Below are 18874 nucleotides of genomic sequence, written 5' to 3'. Positions count from 1 at the left end.
CAAACTGGCTCACCCGCCGGTCTTTTCGGTCTGGTCGTAGACCAGCCGCGCCACCTGGGTCAGGCGATCGCGGTCGCTGCCGCCGCTGACCACATAGCCCACGCCGTTGTCGGCCCAGAACAGCGCGCCGTCGTTGTCCTGTTTGGCGTAGCGCATCTGCGTGGTCTCCGACTTCGCGCGCGCGGTGTAGACCGTGAAGCGCTCGCCCGAGGCGCTCTCATACATCAGGAACGATGCCGGCCCGGTCGGCCCCGGCAACAGCCGTCCGCCGACCAGCTTCAATCCGGTTGCGCCCAATTCCGGCGCGCGGACGTCCCAGCCGCAGCGCTTGGTCAGCCATTGCTGCAGATGCGTGCGTTCGCTGCCGGGCACCTCGACGGGATGGCGCACCTCGACGACGTAGAGCCGGTGCGCGTCGAGCGCGTCCACGGTAAAATTCTGGAACGTCGACGGCGAGGCGGCAACGCCCCGCGCCAGCCAGCCGGTGCCGCCGCCGGCGATGAACGCCAGCAGCGTGGCGGCGATGGCGCCGTACATCCATTTGCGCGGCTCTCGCGCCAGCCGGTCGATCGAAAGCCGCTGCGGCACCGGCTCGTCGGCGACGGAATCGTAACGCGCGTGCAGTGTCTCGGCCATCTCGCGCCATGAGCGCACCCGCTCGGCGTCGTCAGGATGCGCCGACAGCCACGTCTCGACATCGCCACGACGCTCCGCCGGCAATTCATCGTCGACATAGGCGTGCAGCTCGTCTTCGGTGACGGGAATCCGGAGGTCGGTCATGGGCGTTGTCTCTGTCCAGTCTCAATCAAAAAAGCACGTTCACGCAATTCGTCGCATCATCGCTATGCCTGTCGATATGCACAATGCCTGCCATCACTTCACCCGCCGCAGCGCCGGGCGCTCACCCTCGAGGGCGGCCTTCACATGGGCACGGGCGCGGGCGAGGCGCGACATGACAGTGCCGATCGGCACGCTTTGGATGTCGGCGACCTCGCGGTAGCTCAGGCCTTCCAGCATCACCAAGAGCAACACCGCGCGCTGTTCCTCCACCAATGTCGCCAGCGCGCGGGCGATGTCGCGTCCTTCCGCCTCGGTTCCGCTGGCGTCGGGGTTGTTGTCGAGCAGCGGCATGAATTGCGGCCGCCGCGCCAGCGACCGCCGCCGATTCTTGTTGAGGTTGGTCAGGATGGTGTAGAGCCAGCTCCTGACGTCGCCTCCGAGAAACAGCCGTTCCGACCGCAGCGCCCGCACCAGCGTGTCCTGCACCAGATCGTCGGCTGTATCCGCGTCCCGCGTCAGCGCGCGCGCATAGCGGCGCAAGGCCGGAATCATGGCTTCGACGCTCTGGCGAAACGCGGTCATTGACGCCCGATCTTGGGTTGGTCGGCCGGCGTCCAGGTTCGGTAGCGCGAACGCCTCGTCCACAGCATAACACCGAAATGGCGCCACTATTCCGGCAGTTAAGGGGGAGGAAGAAACCGCCTAAATTGGGGACGGATTTGGGCTGTACCGGCCGGGAGGGCTGGTGTACCTCCAGATCAGATCAAGCGTGATGGGAAACGTAAATGGCGCAAAGTTCGGGTCTGATGCAGGGCAAGCGCGGGGTGATCCTCGGGGTTGCCAACAACCGCTCGATCGCCTGGGGCATCGCCAGGGCCTGCCACGCGGCGGGCGCGGAAATCGCGCTGACCTGGCAGGGCGACGCGCTGAAGAAGCGGGTCGAGCCGCTGGCGAAGGAACTCGGCGGCACCCTGCTCGGCCATTGCGACGTCACCGATCCCAAGACCATCGATGCGGTGTTCGACGTGCTCCGGGAGAAATGGGGCAAGATCGACTTTGTGGTGCATGCGATCGCGTTCTCCGACAAGGACCAGCTCGACGGCCGCTATCTCGAAACTACCGCCGACAATTTTTCCAAGACCATGCTGATCTCCTGCTATTCGCTGACCGCGATCGCGCAGCGCGCAGAGAAGTTGCTGGTCGATGGCGGCTCGATCGTGACGCTGACCTATTACGGTGCCGAGAAGTGGATGCCGCATTACAACGTGATGGGAGTGGCAAAAGCCGCACTCGAGGCCAGCGTGCGCTATCTCGCCGCCGATCTCGGCGAGAAGAACATTCGCGTCAACGCGATCTCGGCGGGACCGATCAAGACACTGGCCGCGTCCGGCATCGGCGATTTCCGCTATATCCTGAAGTGGAACGAATACAACGCCCCGATGCGCCGCACGGTGACGACAGAGGAAGTCGGCGACAGCGCGCTGTATTTGCTCTCCGACCTGTCGCGCGGCGTCACCGGCGAAGTGCATCATGTCGATTCCGGCTACCACGTCGTCGGCATGAAGCGCCCCGACGCGCCGGATATTTCGCTGGCGAAGGATTGATTGCATCCGTCATTGCGAGCGAAGCGAAGCAATCCATCGGGCAACAAGCAAGAAAGCTGGATTGCTTCGTTGCGGAGTTTATCATCGGGCGCGCATTTGCGCGACCCGTTGGCTCCTCGCAATGACGACGAGTGGACGTTTAGAGCTCTCATGTTCGTGCCGACGATCTATTACATTCGCCATGGCGAGACCGAGTGGAACGCGCTGGGCCGGCTGCAGGGCACGCAGGATATTCCGCTCAACGATCTCGGCCGCAGGCAGGCCGCCAGGGCCGGTATCATCCTCGCCGATCGCTTTGCGCGCGATGGCCGCAGCGAGACCTCGCTTGCGTTCGTCGCCAGTCCGCTGGTGCGCGCCCGCTCCACCATGGAACTGGTACGGGAAAGCCTGAAGCTGCCCTCAGATCAATACGCGATCGACGGCCGCCTGCGCGAGATCGCTTATGGCCAGTGGGAAGGCTCGACCTTGCCTCAAGCGCAAGAAAAGGACCCCGAGCTCTTTGCGAAGCGTCAGACCGAGAAATGGACCGTGGCGCCGCCGGGCGGCGAGAGCTATGTCGCGGTGCAGGCGAGGGTGACCGACTGGTACCAGCAACTGACGGAAGATACCGTCGCGGTGGCCCATGGCGGCACCGCGCGGGCGCTGATGGTGGCGCTCGGCATCGAGACGCCTGACAGCGCCGCCGACCTGACCATCGAGCAGGGCGCGGTTTACGTGTTCGTCGACGGCGGATTGTCGAAGTATAGTTAACCCCATTTGCCGTCATGCCCGCCAACGGGTCGGCCGGATGGCCGCCCGATGACAGGCTCCGGCGGGCATCCAGTATTCCGCGCCGGTGGAGAGACGCAAGACCGGGAATACTGGATCATCCGCCTTCGAATGATGACGGCGCACTCTGATTCAGGTCTTATTTGACCCGCCGGATGCCCCGCGTTACGACAGTCAGCATTTCCACGTCCGACGACCGAGCGGCACGCGATGTCCTTCAACACCTTCGGCCACATGTTCCGGGTCACGACATTCGGCGAAAGCCACGGGGTTGCGATCGGCTGCGTGGTCGACGGCTGCCCGCCGCTGTTACCGCTCGCGGTCGAGGACATCCAGCACGATCTCGATCGCCGGCGTCCCGGCCAGTCGCGTTTCACCACCCAGCGCCAGGAGGCGGATGCGGTAAAAATCCTGTCCGGCGTGATGGCGCATCCCGAGACCGGCGTGCAGGTGACGACGGGCACGCCGATCGCGCTATTGATCGAGAACACCGACCAGCGCTCCAAGGATTATTCGGAGATCAAGGACAAGTTTCGCCCCGGCCATGCCGACTTCACCTATGAGGCCAAATACGGCCTGCGCGACTATCGCGGCGGCGGACGTTCATCCGCGCGCGAAACTGCGACGCGCGTCGCGGCCGGCGCCATCGCGCGCAAGATCCTTCCCGGCGTCACCGTGCGCGGCGCACTGGTGCAGATGGGTCCGCACAAGATCGATCGCGAGAAGTGGGATTGGGACGAGATCGCGCGCAATCCGTTCTTCTGCCCCGACAAGGATAGGGCCGCATTCTTCGAAAGCTATCTCGACGGCATCCGCAAGAGCGGTTCGTCGATCGGCGCGGTGCTCGAGATCGTGGCCGAAGGCGTGCCGGCAGGCCTCGGCGCGCCGATTTATGCAAAACTCGATGCGGATCTCGCCGCAGCGCTGATGAGCATCAACGCGGTGAAGGGCGTCGAGATCGGCGCCGGTTTTGGTGCGGCTGAACTCACCGGCGAGGAAAACGCCGACGAAATGCGGATGGGCAACCAGGGCGTCAGCTTCCTGTCCAACCATGCCGGCGGAATCCTGGGCGGCATCTCCACCGGCCAGCCGGTGGTCGCGCGTTTTGCGGTGAAACCGACCTCGTCGATCCTTTCGCCGCGCCGCACCGTCGATCGCGGCGGCGCCGACACCGAGATTCTCACAAAAGGCCGCCACGACCCGTGTGTCGGCATCCGCGCGGTGCCGGTCGGCGAAGCCATGATGGCCTGTGTGCTGGCCGATCATTTCCTCAGGCATCGCGGGCAGGTGGGCGGGTAGGCTTTGCAGCAGCGTAACCCGGATGGAGCGCAAGCGTAATCCCGGCGCCGGTGTCAATTCATTCCCGGATTGCGCTGCGCTCCATCCAGGCTACGGGCCACCGCCAGAGCGACGTCATTGCCGGGCTTGACCCGGCAATCCATCAATCTTCACGAAAGGCTTTTTCCGAAGAAGATGGATCGCCGCGGTCAAGCCCGGCGATGACGGCTTTGAGGCGTTCCTATCGCCTTGACGTTTCCTGAAACTGGGCCGCAAATACGCATCCCATGAACCCGCAGGATCTCAGGAAGATCGCCGACTGGCTGATCGACGGCGCGCGGTCCGTCGTCGATCCGCCTTTGATGGTGGCGGAAATCTGCGAGCGGCTGGTGCGGGCCGGCTTGCCGCTGTGGCGGGTCGGCATCTTCGTTCGCACGCTGCATCCCGATATTCTCGGCCTCAATTTCATCTGGAAGCCGGGCGAGGAAGTCGTCGCCGGGACCGCGGATTTCGATCTGCTGGATTCGCCGCGATTTCAGCACAGCCCGCTCGCGATCGTGTTTGGCGAGGCAAGGGAAGTCAGGCATCGCATCGACGATCCCGAAAGCAGGCGCTTTCCGTTTCTCGACGAGATGCGCGCCGAAGGCGTCACCGACTATATCGCGCTGCCGCTGCTTTCGACCGACGGCACGGTTCACGCCACGAGCTGGACCACCAAGGAGCCGGGCGGCTTCAGCGACGAACAATTGAACGGTCTGCGATCCCTGATGCCGCCGCTGGCCCGTCTCGTCGAAGTCACGAACCATCGTCGCAAGGCTTCGATTTTACTCGATACCTATGTCGGCAACCGCGCCGGCGAGCGCATTCTCGGCGGCCAGATCAGGCGCGGCCACACCGAGACGATGCATGCCGCGATCTGGCTGTCGGATTTGCGCGGCTTCACCGCGCTGTCCGACCGGCTGCCGGCCGAGACCGTGGTGGATATTCTCAATCTTTACTTCGACTGCCAGGTACCGGCGATCAGGAACCATGGCGGCGAGGTGCTGAAGTTCATGGGCGACGGGCTGCTCGCGGTGTTTCCGATCGCCGAAGCGGACGGCGACATTCGCCGGGTTTGCAGCCAGGTGCTCGAAGCCGCGCGGGAATCCCGCGCCAGCGTCGACGCCATGAACTATCCGGTCGGAGAAGCCGTCGAGCGTTTTCGCTTCGGCGTCGCGCTGCATGTCGGCAAAATCCTCTACGGCAATATCGGCGGCGGCAACCGGCTCGACTTCACCTGCATCGGCCCCGCCGTCAATCTAGCGGCGCGCCTGGAAAAGATCGCCGGCCGGCTCAGCCGAACCATCGTGGCCTCGGAAGGTTTTGCCGGCATCTGCGACGGCGGCTGGAGCGACCTCGGCGAATTTCCGATCGCGGGATTTTCGAAGGCCGAGCGGGTCTACGGCCTGGCGGACGAAGCGCCGGCCGGTTGAACGCCGCCCGCTATTCCTCGGGCTCGGTGGTGAACAGCAGCGGATAACCCTTGGCGCGGCCGGCGTCGGTGGCCCGGGTCGCCTTGGTCTCGGCCACGTCCTTGGTGAACACGGCAACCACGCAGACGCCGCGCTGGTGCGCGGTGATCATGACCTTGTGGGCCTGGTCCTCGGTCATGCGGAACTCGGCCTTCAGGACGGTGACGACGAATTCGCGCGGCGTGAAGTCGTCGTTGACGAGGATGACTTTGTGAAGCTTGGGCCGTTCGGTCTTGGTCTTGACCTTGGTTTTGGGCTTGGTGACGGCGTCGATCATTCCAGCAGCACCTTCTGCGCGTCAGGTTGTCTCGGTCAGAATACAACTTCCCGGCCCGCCTTGGAACCGACCGTCTCGCGATGGCTTCATTGCAGCGGCGGCACGGTGCGCAGATAGGCGATGATATCGGCGAGATCGGCTTCTTTCAGCCCGCCATAATAGGCGAACGCCATCGGCGGCTTCAACGTCTGCCCGTCGCGCGCAATTCCATGGGTGATGGCGCGGCCGATTTCCTGATCGGTCCAGCCGCCGATCCCGGCGGTCGGATCGGACGTGATGTTGGCGGCGACGCTGGGCGGCGTTCCCTCCGGAGCGCCGTCGCGCGGCGGAAATACCCTGCCGCCGCGACCCAGTCCATTCCGATAATCGGAGTTGCCGCCCGCCCGGGCGGAGTGGCACTCCATGCAATGGCCGATCGTGACGAGATAGGCGCCGCGCTTGACCGGATCGGCAAACATCGCTTGATCGAATCCGGCCTCGGCGTCGGGATAGCCTTCGCGGTGCACCGGCGCCTTGTAGACGGGATCGGGGACCTGGTTGCGGACCGGCTCGACGGTGCGAAGATAGGCGATGATGGCATCGAGATCGTCCGGCAGCAGCGCCCGGTAGAAATTGGCCGGCATGATCGCGGCCAGCGGCACGCCGGCGAGGCGGCCGTGATCCGGGCGCATCCCTTCGACCAGCGCGCGCTTGATCTCAGCGTCGCTCCAGCTTCCGATGCCGGTTTCGACATCGGGCGTGATGTTCGGCGCGGTGGCGATGAAGGCCGGCGTCGTGAATTTCAGGCCGCCGCCGGAAAGGGCCCGGCCGGCGACGGGCCTGCCGTCTCCATCGCGGGGCGTGTGGCAGTTGCCGCAGGCCATGATGGTGTTGACGAGATAGCTGCCGCGCTCGGCGGAGGATTGAGCCGTCGCGCGGCCACTGACAGCTAACAGCACGGCGCAGCACGCGATGCCGATCCGAAACATGATGCCCCTCCGTTCGAGGAATCTGTATTGCATGGCCAACCGGCGCCCGCAAAGCCTGCAGCGTTTGCCGCCGGCGAGGCGGACGGCTTTGTGAGGTCAAGGCGGCCTCCGCTAACTTGAATGTGAAGCTGAGCGCATGTTCCTGCTTTTCCACGCCCAATTTGCGTGTCACCATCACAGGCTTACGACGGGAGGGCAGCGATGCGCTGGTATGTCTCGATCGGGGCGGTGCTTGTCGCGGGCGCGATGGCCGGCGGCGACGTCGCGGGGTTCGCCGCGCCCGGCTCCAAAACGGAACTGTCGGCGCAATCGGCACAGAAACAGGCCGCGGCATCCGTCGATATCGAACTGATCCTCGCCGTCGACGTCTCCTACTCCATGGACATGGATGAACTCGCGATCCAGCGCGAAGGCTACGCGCAGGCGATCGTCTCCAAGGAGTTCCTGCAGGCGCTGAAAAGCCTGCCCAACGGCAAGATCTCGGTGACCTATTTCGAGTGGGCGGCCTCTAGCGACCAGAAGATCATCATTCCCTGGCGGCTGATCGATGGGCCGGAAACTGCCGACGCCGTCGCCGAAGAGATCCTGAAGACGCCGATCCGCCGCGCGTCGCGCACCTCGATCTCGGGTGCGATCAATTTCGCGCTGCCGCTGTTCGACGAGGATCCGTATCACGGCCTGCGGCGCGTGATCGATATTTCCGGCGACGGGCCCAACAACAATGGCGGCCCCGTGACCGTAGCGCGCGACGCGGCGCTGGAGAAGGGCATCATCATCAACGGCCTGCCGATCATGGTGAAGGAGCCGTCTTATTCGACCATGGACATCGACAATCTCGATTTCTATTACGAGGACTGCGTGATCGGCGGGCCCGGTTCCTTCGTAGTCTCGATCAAGGACCGCGAAAAGTTCAAGGAAGCGATCCGCTCCAAGCTTTTGCTCGAAGTGGCGGGAAGAACGCCCGAACGCCGGATGGTCCCGGTGACCGATAAGGAGCCGCGGGTGTCCTGCATGATCGGCGAGAAGATCTGGCAGGACCGCTGGGGGCGCTAAATCACTTCGTAAACTTCGCCACCAGTTCGACATGCGCCGTGTGGCGGAACTGGTCGACCGGGGTCACTGCGTCCAGCCGATAGCCGCCGCCGACCAGGATCCTTGCGTCGCGCGCGAAGGTCGCGACGTTGCAGGACACCGCGACGACCAGCGGAATCCTGGTGGCCGCCAATTGGGTGGCTTGCGCCTGCGCGCCCTGGCGCGGCGGATCGAACACGACAGCGTCGTAATCGCGCAGTTCCTGCGGCACCAGCGGGCGCCGGAACAAATCGCGGGCCTCGGCCTTGACCGGCTTCAATCCCGACGTCGCCTGTGCCGCCTTCTGCAACGCTGCGACCGCGTTCGTCTCGCTGTCGAACGCCGAAACTTTCGAATGCGCCGCCAGCCTAAGCGCAAACGGGCCGACCCCGCAGAACAGATCGGCGATATGCCTGGCGCGCTTGCAGTGCGCGCCGACCAGCGCCGCCAGTGCTTCCTCGCCGGCGGCGGTCGCCTGCAGGAAAGAGCCCGGCGGCAAGGTCAGGCGCGCCGTGCCGATCATGATCGACGGGGGCGTGCGCATCAGCACCAGCTCGCCGTGGCGCGTCAGCCGCGCCAGCCGGTGTTGCTCGGCCAGGCGCGACAGCGAGGTGATCATCCTGGTCGGCAACGGTCCGGAGCCGCGCACGTCGACGTCGAGACCGGTCTCGGTGGCGGTGATCTGGATGTCGAGCGGTTTTGCCGTCGGCCCCAGCGGTTCGGCGATTGCCCACGCCGCCTCCAATGCGCCGTTCAGGCCGGGATCGAGGATCGGACAATGGTCGACCGGAATGATGTCGTGGGAATGGGCCGCGGCAAAGCCGACCTTGAGTATGTCATGCGTGCCCATCCGCGCGTGCAGCGTGATCCGCCGCCGTCCCCGGCCATGGGCGTCGATCAGCGGATCGACGTCGCATTCGAGCTTCGCCTGCGCCAGCGTCTCCACCACGAGATTGCGCTTCCATGCGCGGTAGGGTTCGGCTTCCCAGTGCTGGATCGCGCAGCCGCCGCAGACGCCGAAATGCTGGCAGAACGGCGTGATCCGCTCGGAGCTCGCGTGCTCGACCGCGAGCAGGCGCCGCCGGTCGGGATGACGGCCCGGCACTGCTTCCACCTCGGCGGTCTCGCCGCCCAGCGTGTACGGCACATAGACGTTGCCGCCGCCGCCCAGCGCGACGCCGTCGCCGAAATGCCCGACGTGATCGATGAGGAGACGCTCAACCACGGCGGGCGCCGAGGAAGAATTCGATATTGCCGTCGCCGCCGGTAATGGACGACGGAAACACCTTGATGTCGGTGCAGCCGAGCTGTGCCGCGAAGCCTGCGATGTCGTCGCAGATTTCCTGATGCACCATCGCGTTGCGGATGATGCCGCGCTTGGAATGTTTTCGCGCCGCCTCGAATTGCGGCTTGATCAGCGCCAGCAGATGCATTGGGGCCGCCGCCAGCGACAGCGCGACCGGCAGCACGGCTTTCAGCGAGATGAAGCTGACGTCGATGACGACGATGTCCGGCCGCGCGGCTAAGCGCTTGCCCTCGAAATCGCGGATGTCGGTCTCTTCCATGGAAACGATCCTGGCATGGCCGCGCAGCGACGGATGCAACTGCCCGCGTCCGACATCGATCGAAAACACGATGGCAGCGCCGTTGGCGAGCAGCACCTCGGTGAAGCCGCCGGTCGAGGCGCCGACGTCCAAACAGACGTGGCCCTCGATGGCAATCGGGTACTGTTCCAGCGCGCCGGAAAGCTTGACGCCGCCGCGCGAGACAAAGGGATGCGCGGGCTGCGCCTGCAATACGGCGTCGGCGGCGATGGTCTCCGAAGGTTTTGCCACCAGTCTGTCGTCGGCCACCACGAGCCCGGCCTCGATGGCGGCCCGCGCCCGCGCCCGGCTCTCGAACAGGCCGCGTTCGACCAAAAGGACATCGGCGCGCTTGCGGGGAGGGGGCATGGCCTTCTCGCCCTTGGCTTGCTTCAACGGGATGGGCTGCGGCCAGGCCGGCTGGCGGCCTCGAGCCTCAGGCCAGCTTCACCGTTTCGACCTTGAAGTCCTTGCCGAGGGTTTCGAACACCTTGGCGACGATGCCCTTGGCGTCGAGGCCGGCGCGGGCATACATCGCGCCCGGCGAGTCGTGGTCGAGAAACACGTCGGGCAGCACCATCGCGCGCATCCGCAGGCCGCCGTCGAGCATGCCGTGCTCGGCCAGCACCTGCATGACGTGGGAGCCGAAGCCGCCGATCGCGCCTTCCTCGATGGTGAGCAGGATTTCATGGTCACGCGCCAGTTTCAGCACCATGTCGACGTCGAGCGGCTTCATGAAGCGCGCATCCGCGATCGTGGTGGACAGGCCATGCGCGGCCAGTTCGTCGGCCGCCTTCTCGCATTCGCCCAGACGCGTGCCGAACGACAACAGCGCGATCTTGGTGCCCTCGCGGACGATGCGGCCCTTGCCGATCTCGAGCGGAATGCCGACTTCCGGCATCTCGACGCCGCGGCCTTCGCCTCTGGGATAGCGCAGCGCACTCGGGCGGTCGTTGATCGCGACCTGCGTGGCGACCATGTGCACCAGTTCGGCTTCGTCGGAGGCCGCCATGATGACGAAATTGGGCAGGCAGCCGAGATAGGCGTTGTCGAACGAACCGGCATGGGTCGCGCCGTCGGCACCGACCAGGCCCGCGCGGTCGATCGCGAAGCGCACCGGCAGGCTCTGGATCGCCACGTCGTGCACGACCTGGTCGTAGCCGCGCTGCAGGAAGGTCGAATAGATCGCGCAGAACGGCTTGTAGCCTTCGGTGGCGAGACCCGCTGCAAACGTCACCGCATGCTGTTCGGCGATGCCGACGTCGAAGGTGCGGTTGGGGAAGGCCTTGTTGAAGATGTCGATGCCGGTGCCCGACGGCATCGCCGCGGTGATGCCGACGATCTTGTCGTCCTTTTCGGCTTCCTTGACGAGGCTCTGGCCGAACACGTTCTGGTAGGAGGGCGCGTTCGGTTTTGACTTTGCCTGCGTGCCGGTGGCGACATCGAACTTGACGACGGCGTGATACTTGTCGGCCGAGGCTTCCGCCGGGCCGTAGCCTTTGCCTTTTTGCGTCACGACGTGGACCAGGATCGGGCCGTCCTTCATGTCGCGGACGTTCTTCAGGACTGGCAGGAGGTGATCGAGGTTATGGCCGTCGATCGGGCCGACATAATAGAAGCCGAGCTCCTCGAATAGCGTGCCGCCGCCGACCATGAAGCCGCGCGAATATTCTTCGACACGGTTGGCGCGGTCGGCCAGCACCTTCGGCAGACGCTTGTTGATCTGTTTGGCGGCCTCGCGCAGCGAGCGGTAGGTCTTGCCGGAGTAGAGCCGGGACAGATAGGCGCTCATCGCGCCGACCGGCGGTGCAATCGACATGTCGTTGTCGTTGAGGATGACGATCAGGCGGGAATTCATCGCGCCGGCATTGTTCATGGCTTCATAGGCCATGCCGGCGGACATCGCGCCGTCGCCGATCACGGCGATGACGTTGTTGGTGCCGCCGGAGAGGTCGCGCGCCACCGCCATGCCGAGGCCGGCGGAAATCGAGGTCGAGGAGTGGGCGGCGCCGAACGGATCGTAATCGCTCTCGGTGCGCTTGGTGAATCCGGACAGCCCGCCGCCGGTGCGCAGCGTGCGGATGCGGTCCCTGCGGCCGGTCAGGATCTTGTGCGGATAGGCCTGATGTCCGACGTCCCAGATCAGCCGGTCGCGCGGGGTGTCGAAGATGTAATGGATCGCCGTGGTCAGTTCCACGACGCCGAGGCCGGCGCCGAAATGGCCGCCGGTCACTGAAACCGCATCGATGGTTTCCTGGCGCAGCTCGTCGGCGACCTGCTGAACCTGTTCCACCTTGAGCTTGCGCAGATCCTCGGGAGTTCGGATGGTGTCGAGAAGCGGCGTCTTACTGAATACGGTCACGGCGATATTCCAATTTTGCATGTCGGGAAAAGCCGCCCGACGGAACATGGGATGCGCTATCTCAGCGCAGCGATAACCCGGACGCCGGACGTCACCTGAGTAGGCCGAAGCCTGAGATGGCAGCCTAGATGCGTTCCGGGTCGGTCAATGTGATCTGCATCACCTTCGGCGGCTTCACCCTTCCCAGCCATTTTCCCCAAGCTTTTGAAGCGGTTACTGACGTCATAAACTGGCACCAGGCCGCTTTCGACAGCCCATAGTGTCGAGACCTTTACACCAAACCGGCGGTTAAAGCCAACCCATTGGGCACCATAGAGTGCCATGGAACCGGTGGCATTCGGGCGGATGGTAACCCTGACGGCGGGCTTTGGTTCCAGCCCGCCTGCATTGGCGGCATCAGGCCGGCCATCGGCGGCTCGCCAGCTATGAGGAACTGGAGGCCGAATTCGCTTAATTTTGCTGAATGTTGCCGGTTATTGAACGTCCAGCGGTTCGGTGCCGGTGACCTGGCCCGACGCGTCGGTGGTAATCTTGTCGACGCGGGCCTCCGCCTGCCGCAGCAGTTCCTCGCAGCGGCGTTTCAGGGACTCGCCACGCTCGTAGATGGCGACCGATTCCTCCAGCGGCACCTTGCCGTCTTCCAGCCGCTTGACGATCGATTCAAGCTCCTCGAGCGCGCGCTCGAAACTCAGCTTCTTGACGTCAGGTTGGGTATTCTCGGCCATAATGTTTTCCAGGATGCGCCACGCCGGTGGCGGAATCAGAGACAGCTATGCGGCTTATTGTGGCGCGATTTCACGCGCCCATCAATGCGGTGACATGGGCGGCGACCGATTCCTGCAGGCCCTGCAGATCATAGCCGCCTTCCAGCACCGACACCAACCGGCCGCCGGCCGTCGTCTCGGCAACATCAAGCAGTTGCTGCGTGACCCAACCGAAATCCTCAGCCTTGAGATTGAGCGAGGCCAGGGGATCGCGATAATGCCCGTCGAAGCCGGCCGAGACGATGATCAGTTCCGGGCTGAATTTCTTCAGCTGCGGCAGGATCACGTTTTCGAAGGCGGCGCGGAACTTGGCGCCGCCGTCTTCCGAGGCCAGCGGCGCATTGACGATGGTGTCGTGCTCGCCGCGTTCGCCGGCGGCGCCGGTGCCGGGAAACAGCGGCATCTGGTGGGTCGAGCAATACATCACGGTCGGATCGGCCCAGAAGATATCCTGGGTGCCGTTGCCGTGATGGACGTCGAAATCGACGATGGCGGCGCGCCCGATCCCGTATTTGCGCTGGGCGTGGCGCGCGGCAATGGCGACGTTGTCGAAGAAGCAAAAGCCCATCGACTTGTTGATCTCGGCATGATGGCCGGGAGGCCGCACCGCCACGAACGCGTTGTTGTGGGTGCCGGACATCACCGCGTCGGTGGCCGCGACCGCCCCGCCGACGCCGCGCATGACCGCTTCCCAGGTGCCCGGCGACATCGAGGTGTCACCGTCGATATAGACGATGCCGCTTGCCGGCGCGATGTGCCGCAGCTCCTCGACGTAATGTTCGTTGTGGCAGAGCGTGACCAGATCGAGGTCGCCGACCGGCGCTTCGCCGCGCTCCAGCCTCGCATAGCTCTCCCGCGCAAGCACCTGATTGACCGCGCGCAGCCGGTCGGCGCGCTCCGGGTGTCCCGGAGGCGTCTCGTGGTCGAGAAAGGCCGGGTGGGTTAGAAGAAGTGTCATGCATTGTCCGTGGCGCCTGAAGGCGCACTTTCGAGAAACCCCTGATTTGCGGCCAATTTAGGGGTTCGCCGGCTTCCCGGAAAGGGCCCAACGGCCGATATCGGCCGGCATTTCAGTTCAGCCGCGTGATGCGATCGGTCGGCGCGGGCGAGACTGGGCCATGGGCCTGGAAATAGGCGTAGAGGGCATCGACGTCGTAAGAGCCGAACCGCGGCGCGGTGCCGTCCTTCAGCACGGTAAAGCCATCGCCCCCGAGCGCGAGATAATTGTTCACGGTGACGCGGTAGCTCGCCGCGGGATCGATGCGCTGCCCGTTCAGCGCCATGCGGTCGGCGATCACGTGCTCGCCATACGGTTTCGCGGCATCCCAGACATAGCTGAAACCCTTCGAGAGCTGCAGGATCCGCGGCCGCTTCGGGTCGAGCCACTGCTGCTCCAGCATGTTCTTGATCTGCGCTCCCGTCAGCGTCAGCGTGACCAGCTGATTGCGGAACGGCTGGCTGGCGAACAGGTCGGCGTAGGTGACCGTGCCGTCCTCTTTCCTGGGAATGTCGGTTCGGACGCCGCCCGGATTGGTGAAGGCGATCACGGCGACGCCGTCGGTATCACGGCTGGTCGCGGCCAGCTGGGCATCGGCGATGATGTCGCCGAGCGGGCTCTCGCCGGCATCATTGGGGATCCGCGACAGCGTCTCGGTGATCGACCCCGCCTTTCGGTTGGCGATCGGGGCGGCGACCTCATCGTAAGCGGCAAGCAGCGCGGTCTGTTCGGGGTCTTTTGCGAGTGCGCCAGTGCGGACAATGACGTTGTCGGCCCTGGCGCTGATGACGTCGCGCGTGACGGGATCGAGCTTCAGATCGATCGCGGTGACGAGAGTGCCGAATTTGTCGCCCGAGGTGACCAGCCGTCCGTCGATCTCGCAGACATAGGCGCGGTGGGTGTGGCCGCTGATCACGACGTCGACCGCCTTGTCGAATTTCTTGACGATATCGACGATCGGCCCGGAAATCCCGGGGCATTCATTGTAATCGCCGGAGGGAATGCCGCCTTCGTGGATCAGGACGACGATGGCCTCGACGCCCCGCGCTTTCAGCTCCGGGATCAGCGCATTCACGGTATCGGCCTCGTCGCGGAATTCCAGACCGGCGGCGGCCTCGGGCGAGATGATGCCGGGCGTGCCTTTCAAGGTCAGGCCGATGAAGGCGACGGGAATGCCGCCGAACTGCTTGATTTCGTAGGGCGGGAAGATGGTCTTGCCGGTTTTGGTGTCGAAGGTGGAGGCGGCGAGGTAGTGAAATCGGGCGCCGGGAAACGGATGCGGCCCCTGGCATTTGTCAACGGGATGGCAGCCACCGTTTTGCATCCGCAGCAGTTCGTCCTTGCCCTCGTCGAATTCGTGATTGCCGACCGCGGATAATTCCAGCCCCATCATCGACATCGACTCGATGGTCGGCTCGTCGTGAAACATCGCCGACAGCAACGGGCTGGCGCCAATCAGGTCGCCGGCCGCGACAAAGATCGTGTTGTCGTGCCCCTCGCGCAACTGCCTGACCAGGGTCGCCATCGCCTCGGAGCCGCCGGCCGGCACCGCTATCTTCTTGGTTTTGTCGCCGGGATCGGCAATTTGAATCCCGCCCGGCGGCGGGCGGAGATTGCCGTGGAAATCGTTGATGGCGAGGATCCGGACGTCGACCGGCGCGGTCTGGGCGCAGGCATGCGAGGATGGCTCAAGGGCGAGGATCAGCGTCAAAGCTGAGAGGAATGACCGTAGCGGATGGTTCATGAGGCTATTTCCTCGTCATTGCCTGCGACAAACGCGAAGCGTTTGCGCAAGGGCGCGAAAGCGACGAAGCAATCCACCTTTCTTTTTTAATGCACGATGGATTGCTTCGCTGCGCTCGCAATGACGATGTGAGATTTTCGGTGGTACTCTCGGGATAAAGTGGTTGCACGACGATTTCAAGAAAGCCGCGTTCACGCCTTCTTGCGCGAGAAGAACGCCTTGAACGCGGCCACCGCCTCCTTGGAGCGCATCCGTTCGCCGAACAGATGGCCCTCCTGGTCGATCCGGCGGGTCAGGTCCTCGGGCGGTGGGCGCAGCAGCTTGCGCGAGATCGCCACCGCTTCGGCCGGCAGCGCGCAGATTTCCCGCGCCACCTTGCGCGCCTCGGCTTCGGTGTGACCCGGCGACACCACGACGTTGACGAAACCGGCGAGGTGGGCATCGTCGGCGTCCATCGTGCGGCCCATCACCAGCGTGGCGAAGGCGCGCTGATAGCCCATGGTGCGCGGCATCAGCAGGCTGGAGGCGCCTTCCGGCACCAGCCCCAGATGGATGAACGGCGTAGAGAATGTCGCGGTCTTGCTGGCGAGCACGTAATCGCAATGGAACAGCATGGTGGTGCCGATGCCGATCGCGACGCCGTCGACCGCGGCGATGATCGGCTTGACGTTGTGGGCGAGCGAATAAAGGAATTTGGTGGCGTTGGACGCCCGCGGCGCGTCGGTATTGGAGGTGCCGTCTTTCAGAAAATCCTCCAGGTCGTTGCCGGCGGTGAACACGCCGGAGCCGCCGGTTATGATCAGGCAGCGGATCTTCGGATTGTTCTGCGCGGTGTCGATGGCGTCGCTCATCGCGCGGTACATGTCCTGGGTGATGGCGTTCTTTTTTTCCGGCCGTCGCAGCGTGATCACCCGTGTCGCGTCGTCGTCGGTGACTATCAGGTGGCCGGGCATGATGCGGTCCTTGAGGCGTGACAAGCGGCAAGCGCTGCCGCTGGCGAGTCTTCAAGACATACCCTACATCATCCGCGCGGCGCTCCAAGCCGGCCGAGGCCGGTTTCCACGGTGGCTGATTGACGCGCATGGGGGGATCACGATGCAGTTAACCGGAATTCACCATCTGACTGCTATTTCCGCCAAACCGCGCGAAAACCTGGCGTTTTATACCGGCCTGCTCGGTATGCGGCTGGTCAAGAAGACGGTCAACCAGGACGATGTCAGCGCCTATCATCTGTTCTACGCGGACGGAAAGGCCAACCCCGGAACCGATCTTACCTTCTTCGATTTTCCGGCCGCACCCGAGTTGCGCGGAACCAACTCGATTTCGCGGACCGGCTTGCGCGTCGCCGGCGAAAAAGCCCTCGGGTTCTGGCGCGATCGGCTGAAGCAGGCGGGCGGCGTGACCGGCGAGGTGGTCGAGGTCGACGGCCGGCTGACCCTGCCGTTCGAGGACGGCGAGGGGCAACGCCTGGTGCTGGTCGACGATGGCGGCGAGGGCGCGGCTTCACCCTGGGAGCGCAGTACGGTGCCGGAAGAAAACCAGATCCGAGGTCTCGGCCCGATCGTGCTCACCGTGCACGACCTCGCTTCGACCGAGATGGCGCTGACCGGGGTCATGAACATGCGTCGGGTGCGCGACTACGCCGCGCACGGGGCGCATATTCACGTGTTCGCGATGGGCGAGGGCGGTCCCGCGGCCGAGCTGCATGTGCTCGAACAAAAAGATGTGCCGCCGGCGCGGCAGGGCGCGGGCGCCGTGCATCACGTCGCATTCCGCACGCCCGACGAGGCGCAGTATCACGCCTGGACCCAGCGGCTGAACGAAGTCGGCATCCGCAACTCCGGCGAGATCGACCGCTTCTATTTCCGCAGCCTGTATTTCCGCGAGCCCAACGGCATCCTGTTCGAGATCGCCACCGACGGCCCGGGCTTCGCGACCGACGAGCCGATGGAGACGCTCGGCGAGAAACTGGCGCTGCCGCCGTTTTTGGAAGCGAGGCGGGCGCAGATCGAGGCGGGGCTGAAGCCGATCGGGTAGGTTGCGTAGGGTGGGTTAGCGAAGCGTAACCCACCGTCTTGTCACCGCGCTGTGCACTTGTGGTGGGTTACGCTTCGCTAACCCACCCTACGAAGTTTGGGCTGCAATGACGCGTAAAGCCCTCAGCATCCCCTGCAGATGCTGATGACCTTGCGGTCGATCCGCTTCTCTTCGTCGCTCACATGCGCCTTGGCCGCCGCGCGGTGCGATTTGGTCGTCGCAACTCGGGTTCGCTTGCCCTTCACCGCGCGTCGGACGTGGAGCGGCCGATAGGAAGCGGCCGGAGAGAACGATCGATAGCCGGCTGACGGCGAAAGGGTCGGCACGGGCACGGGCGCAATTCTTGGGGACGGCAGCGCCGGTATTTTGGCCGCGTTGCCGATGCCGCTGGGATCGCGGATCGAGCCGTTGAGCCCGTTGACATTGCCCGGCCCCGGCGGAATGCCGCTGACGCCGGCGTCCTGGGCCCGCGCAGGGGATGCCGGAAGACAAAGCAGCGCAAGGCTCACCAGTGCTGCCCGGCTCGTCGTCCATCCCTGAAAGAAGATCGAAGCAGACTGTGCGCGGCTCATGGAAGGGTGATCCTGTCCCGGCTGTTCAAGTCAGCCAGCAAGAGAACCTGCAAGGCAGACCCAAAGTTCCCTCGTTGCTGTCATTTCGCGGCGTGATCGGGACCCGACGGGCAAATCACCTGGTTGTTTTCGACGGCCTCTGTCCAGCCCCTTTTGAAAAAATATTCTGGTTTTCCGAAAGACCAAATCAGTTCTATATGCGCATCGTCCCGTCCCACAGAGGGGCGGCTCGCGATCGTCACGGACGCGGGGCGGGATGCGGTGGCCGCGTTGGCGCTCTTGACGAACAGCTCCGGATGCGGACGGCAAAATCGTATGGTCCTGACGCCTCGACGCCGGCGTCAAGCCCGGGAGAACCACGCTTCTCGCGGGTGACGGTGACAAGAAAGCCCGATCGCCGGGGAGAGTACGACATAAGCCGTAAAACCATTGCGCGGGGAATGCCGGGTGTTTCCCGGTGTGACCTGACAACGCGTGTGCGTTCTACCACACTCATTGCACACGCGGCTATCGGGCGCATCGGACGCCCGGCATTCCCTGCGCCCTCTTTTGGGGCGG

At 64.4% G+C, this 18874-nt stretch carries 18 protein-coding genes; 6 read left to right on the top strand and 12 right to left on the bottom strand.

Going from position 1 to position 18874, the window contains the following annotated elements:
* Window positions 1-9: 9 nt before the first annotated feature.
* Window positions 10-780, bottom strand: coding sequence for an anti-sigma factor family protein (locus B5525_RS43025; RefSeq protein WP_079572586.1), 771 nt, complete (start codon window positions 778-780; stop codon window positions 10-12).
* A gap of 93 nt (window positions 781-873) precedes the next feature.
* The gene (locus tag B5525_RS43020; protein WP_079572584.1) at window positions 874-1362 is read right to left on the bottom strand and encodes an RNA polymerase sigma factor; all 489 of its coding nucleotides are present in this window, start codon (window positions 1360-1362) and stop codon (window positions 874-876) included.
* Window positions 1363-1565: 203 nt separating this feature from the next.
* Here B5525_RS43020 and fabI point away from each other — a divergent pair, with 203 nt between their 5' ends.
* From fabI to B5525_RS43000, 4 genes are all read left to right on the top strand, one after another.
* Window positions 1566-2384, top strand: coding sequence for an enoyl-ACP reductase FabI (gene fabI, locus B5525_RS43015; RefSeq protein ID WP_079572582.1), 819 nt, complete (start codon window positions 1566-1568; stop codon window positions 2382-2384).
* A gap of 150 nt (window positions 2385-2534) precedes the next feature.
* Window positions 2535-3134, top strand: a complete 600-nt coding sequence (locus tag B5525_RS43010; protein WP_079572580.1) for a histidine phosphatase family protein — start codon at window positions 2535-2537, stop codon at window positions 3132-3134.
* A gap of 228 nt (window positions 3135-3362) precedes the next feature.
* Window positions 3363-4451: a chorismate synthase gene (gene aroC / locus B5525_RS43005; protein ID WP_079572578.1), complete on the top strand. Its 1089-nt coding sequence runs from the start codon at window positions 3363-3365 to the stop codon at window positions 4449-4451.
* 266 nt (window positions 4452-4717) lie between these two features.
* Window positions 4718-5902, top strand: coding sequence for an adenylate/guanylate cyclase domain-containing protein (locus tag B5525_RS43000; protein ID WP_079572577.1), 1185 nt, complete (start codon window positions 4718-4720; stop codon window positions 5900-5902).
* A 10-nt stretch (window positions 5903-5912) separates the two neighbouring features.
* Here B5525_RS43000 and clpS read toward each other — a convergent pair whose 3' ends face one another.
* Together clpS and B5525_RS42990 are read right to left on the bottom strand one after the other, a co-directional pair.
* The gene (clpS, locus tag B5525_RS42995; RefSeq protein WP_079572575.1) at window positions 5913-6218 is read right to left on the bottom strand and encodes an ATP-dependent Clp protease adapter ClpS; all 306 of its coding nucleotides are present in this window, start codon (window positions 6216-6218) and stop codon (window positions 5913-5915) included.
* An 86-nt stretch (window positions 6219-6304) separates the two neighbouring features.
* Window positions 6305-7186, bottom strand: a complete 882-nt coding sequence (locus tag B5525_RS42990; RefSeq protein WP_079574527.1) for a cytochrome c — start codon at window positions 7184-7186, stop codon at window positions 6305-6307.
* A gap of 201 nt (window positions 7187-7387) precedes the next feature.
* Between B5525_RS42990 and B5525_RS42985 the strand changes: the two genes are divergently transcribed.
* Window positions 7388-8239, top strand: a complete 852-nt coding sequence (locus B5525_RS42985; protein ID WP_079572573.1) for a DUF1194 domain-containing protein — start codon at window positions 7388-7390, stop codon at window positions 8237-8239.
* Window position 8240: 1 nt separating this feature from the next.
* Here B5525_RS42985 and B5525_RS42980 read toward each other — a convergent pair whose 3' ends face one another.
* From B5525_RS42980 to B5525_RS42950, 7 genes are all read right to left on the bottom strand, one after another.
* On the bottom strand, window positions 8241-9482 hold the full coding sequence (locus tag B5525_RS42980) for a class I SAM-dependent RNA methyltransferase (RefSeq protein ID WP_079572571.1): 1242 nt from the start codon (window positions 9480-9482) through the stop codon (window positions 8241-8243).
* A complete protein-coding gene (locus B5525_RS42975) occupies window positions 9475-10209 on the bottom strand; it encodes a TlyA family RNA methyltransferase (RefSeq protein ID WP_079574526.1) in 735 nt (244 codons plus the stop codon). Before B5525_RS42975 ends, B5525_RS42980 begins: the two co-directional genes overlap by 8 nt.
* Before the next feature lie 67 nt (window positions 10210-10276).
* On the bottom strand, window positions 10277-12223 hold the full coding sequence (dxs, locus tag B5525_RS42970; protein WP_079572569.1) for a 1-deoxy-D-xylulose-5-phosphate synthase: 1947 nt from the start codon (window positions 12221-12223) through the stop codon (window positions 10277-10279).
* Window positions 12224-12675: 452 nt separating this feature from the next.
* Window positions 12676-12927 carry an exodeoxyribonuclease VII small subunit gene (locus B5525_RS42965; protein ID WP_079572567.1) on the bottom strand — a complete coding sequence of 84 codons (252 nt, stop codon included), beginning with the start codon at window positions 12925-12927 and terminating at the stop codon, window positions 12676-12678.
* 70 nt (window positions 12928-12997) lie between these two features.
* On the bottom strand, window positions 12998-13924 hold the full coding sequence (locus B5525_RS42960) for a histone deacetylase family protein (protein ID WP_079572565.1): 927 nt from the start codon (window positions 13922-13924) through the stop codon (window positions 12998-13000).
* Between the two features lie 112 nt (window positions 13925-14036).
* Window positions 14037-15707, bottom strand: coding sequence for a bifunctional metallophosphatase/5'-nucleotidase (locus tag B5525_RS42955; RefSeq protein ID WP_079572563.1), 1671 nt, complete (start codon window positions 15705-15707; stop codon window positions 14037-14039).
* Window positions 15708-15898: 191 nt separating this feature from the next.
* Window positions 15899-16660, bottom strand: coding sequence for an enoyl-CoA hydratase-related protein (locus tag B5525_RS42950; protein WP_079572561.1), 762 nt, complete (start codon window positions 16658-16660; stop codon window positions 15899-15901).
* A 136-nt stretch (window positions 16661-16796) separates the two neighbouring features.
* Between B5525_RS42950 and B5525_RS42945 the strand changes: the two genes are divergently transcribed.
* Window positions 16797-17744: a ring-cleaving dioxygenase gene (locus B5525_RS42945; protein WP_172900138.1), complete on the top strand. Its 948-nt coding sequence runs from the start codon at window positions 16797-16799 to the stop codon at window positions 17742-17744.
* Between the two features lie 122 nt (window positions 17745-17866).
* On the opposite strand, the gene B5525_RS42940 is transcribed toward B5525_RS42945, so the two are convergent.
* Complete coding sequence (locus tag B5525_RS42940; RefSeq protein ID WP_079572559.1) at window positions 17867-18316, bottom strand: hypothetical protein; 450 nt, start codon at window positions 18314-18316, stop codon at window positions 17867-17869.
* Window positions 18317-18874 lie beyond the last annotated feature (558 nt).

The organism is Bradyrhizobium erythrophlei, from assembly GCF_900129505.1.
Classification (GTDB): domain Bacteria; phylum Pseudomonadota; class Alphaproteobacteria; order Rhizobiales; family Xanthobacteraceae; genus Bradyrhizobium; species Bradyrhizobium erythrophlei_D.
The sequence above is the reverse complement of the archived record's forward strand: the minus strand, read 5'-3'. Positions and strand labels throughout refer to the sequence as shown.

Bases quoted from the DNA above. Each gene is read 5' to 3' on its own strand.
- B5525_RS43025 (WP_079572586.1), bottom strand. From the start codon at position 780: ATGACCGACCTCCGGATTCCCGTCACCGAAGACGAGCTGCACGCCTAT.
- B5525_RS43020 (WP_079572584.1), bottom strand. From the start codon at position 1,362: ATGACCGCGTTTCGCCAGAGCGTCGAAGCCATGATTCCGGCCTTGCGC.
- fabI (WP_079572582.1), top strand. From the start codon at position 1,566: ATGGCGCAAAGTTCGGGTCTGATGCAGGGCAAGCGCGGGGTGATCCTC.
- B5525_RS43010 (WP_079572580.1), top strand. From the start codon at position 2,535: ATGTTCGTGCCGACGATCTATTACATTCGCCATGGCGAGACCGAGTGG.
- aroC (WP_079572578.1), top strand. From the start codon at position 3,363: ATGTCCTTCAACACCTTCGGCCACATGTTCCGGGTCACGACATTCGGC.
- B5525_RS43000 (WP_079572577.1), top strand. From the start codon at position 4,718: ATGAACCCGCAGGATCTCAGGAAGATCGCCGACTGGCTGATCGACGGC.
- clpS (WP_079572575.1), bottom strand. From the start codon at position 6,218: ATGATCGACGCCGTCACCAAGCCCAAAACCAAGGTCAAGACCAAGACC.
- B5525_RS42990 (WP_079574527.1), bottom strand. From the start codon at position 7,186: ATGTTTCGGATCGGCATCGCGTGCTGCGCCGTGCTGTTAGCTGTCAGT.
- B5525_RS42985 (WP_079572573.1), top strand. From the start codon at position 7,388: ATGCGCTGGTATGTCTCGATCGGGGCGGTGCTTGTCGCGGGCGCGATG.
- B5525_RS42975 (WP_079574526.1), bottom strand. From the start codon at position 10,209: ATGCCCCCTCCCCGCAAGCGCGCCGATGTCCTTTTGGTCGAACGCGGC.
- dxs (WP_079572569.1), bottom strand. From the start codon at position 12,223: ATGCAAAATTGGAATATCGCCGTGACCGTATTCAGTAAGACGCCGCTT.
- B5525_RS42965 (WP_079572567.1), bottom strand. From the start codon at position 12,927: ATGGCCGAGAATACCCAACCTGACGTCAAGAAGCTGAGTTTCGAGCGC.
- B5525_RS42960 (WP_079572565.1), bottom strand. From the start codon at position 13,924: ATGACACTTCTTCTAACCCACCCGGCCTTTCTCGACCACGAGACGCCT.
- B5525_RS42955 (WP_079572563.1), bottom strand. From the start codon at position 15,707: ATGAACCATCCGCTACGGTCATTCCTCTCAGCTTTGACGCTGATCCTC.
- B5525_RS42950 (WP_079572561.1), bottom strand. From the start codon at position 16,660: ATGCCCGGCCACCTGATAGTCACCGACGACGACGCGACACGGGTGATC.
- B5525_RS42940 (WP_079572559.1), bottom strand. From the start codon at position 18,316: ATGAGCCGCGCACAGTCTGCTTCGATCTTCTTTCAGGGATGGACGACG.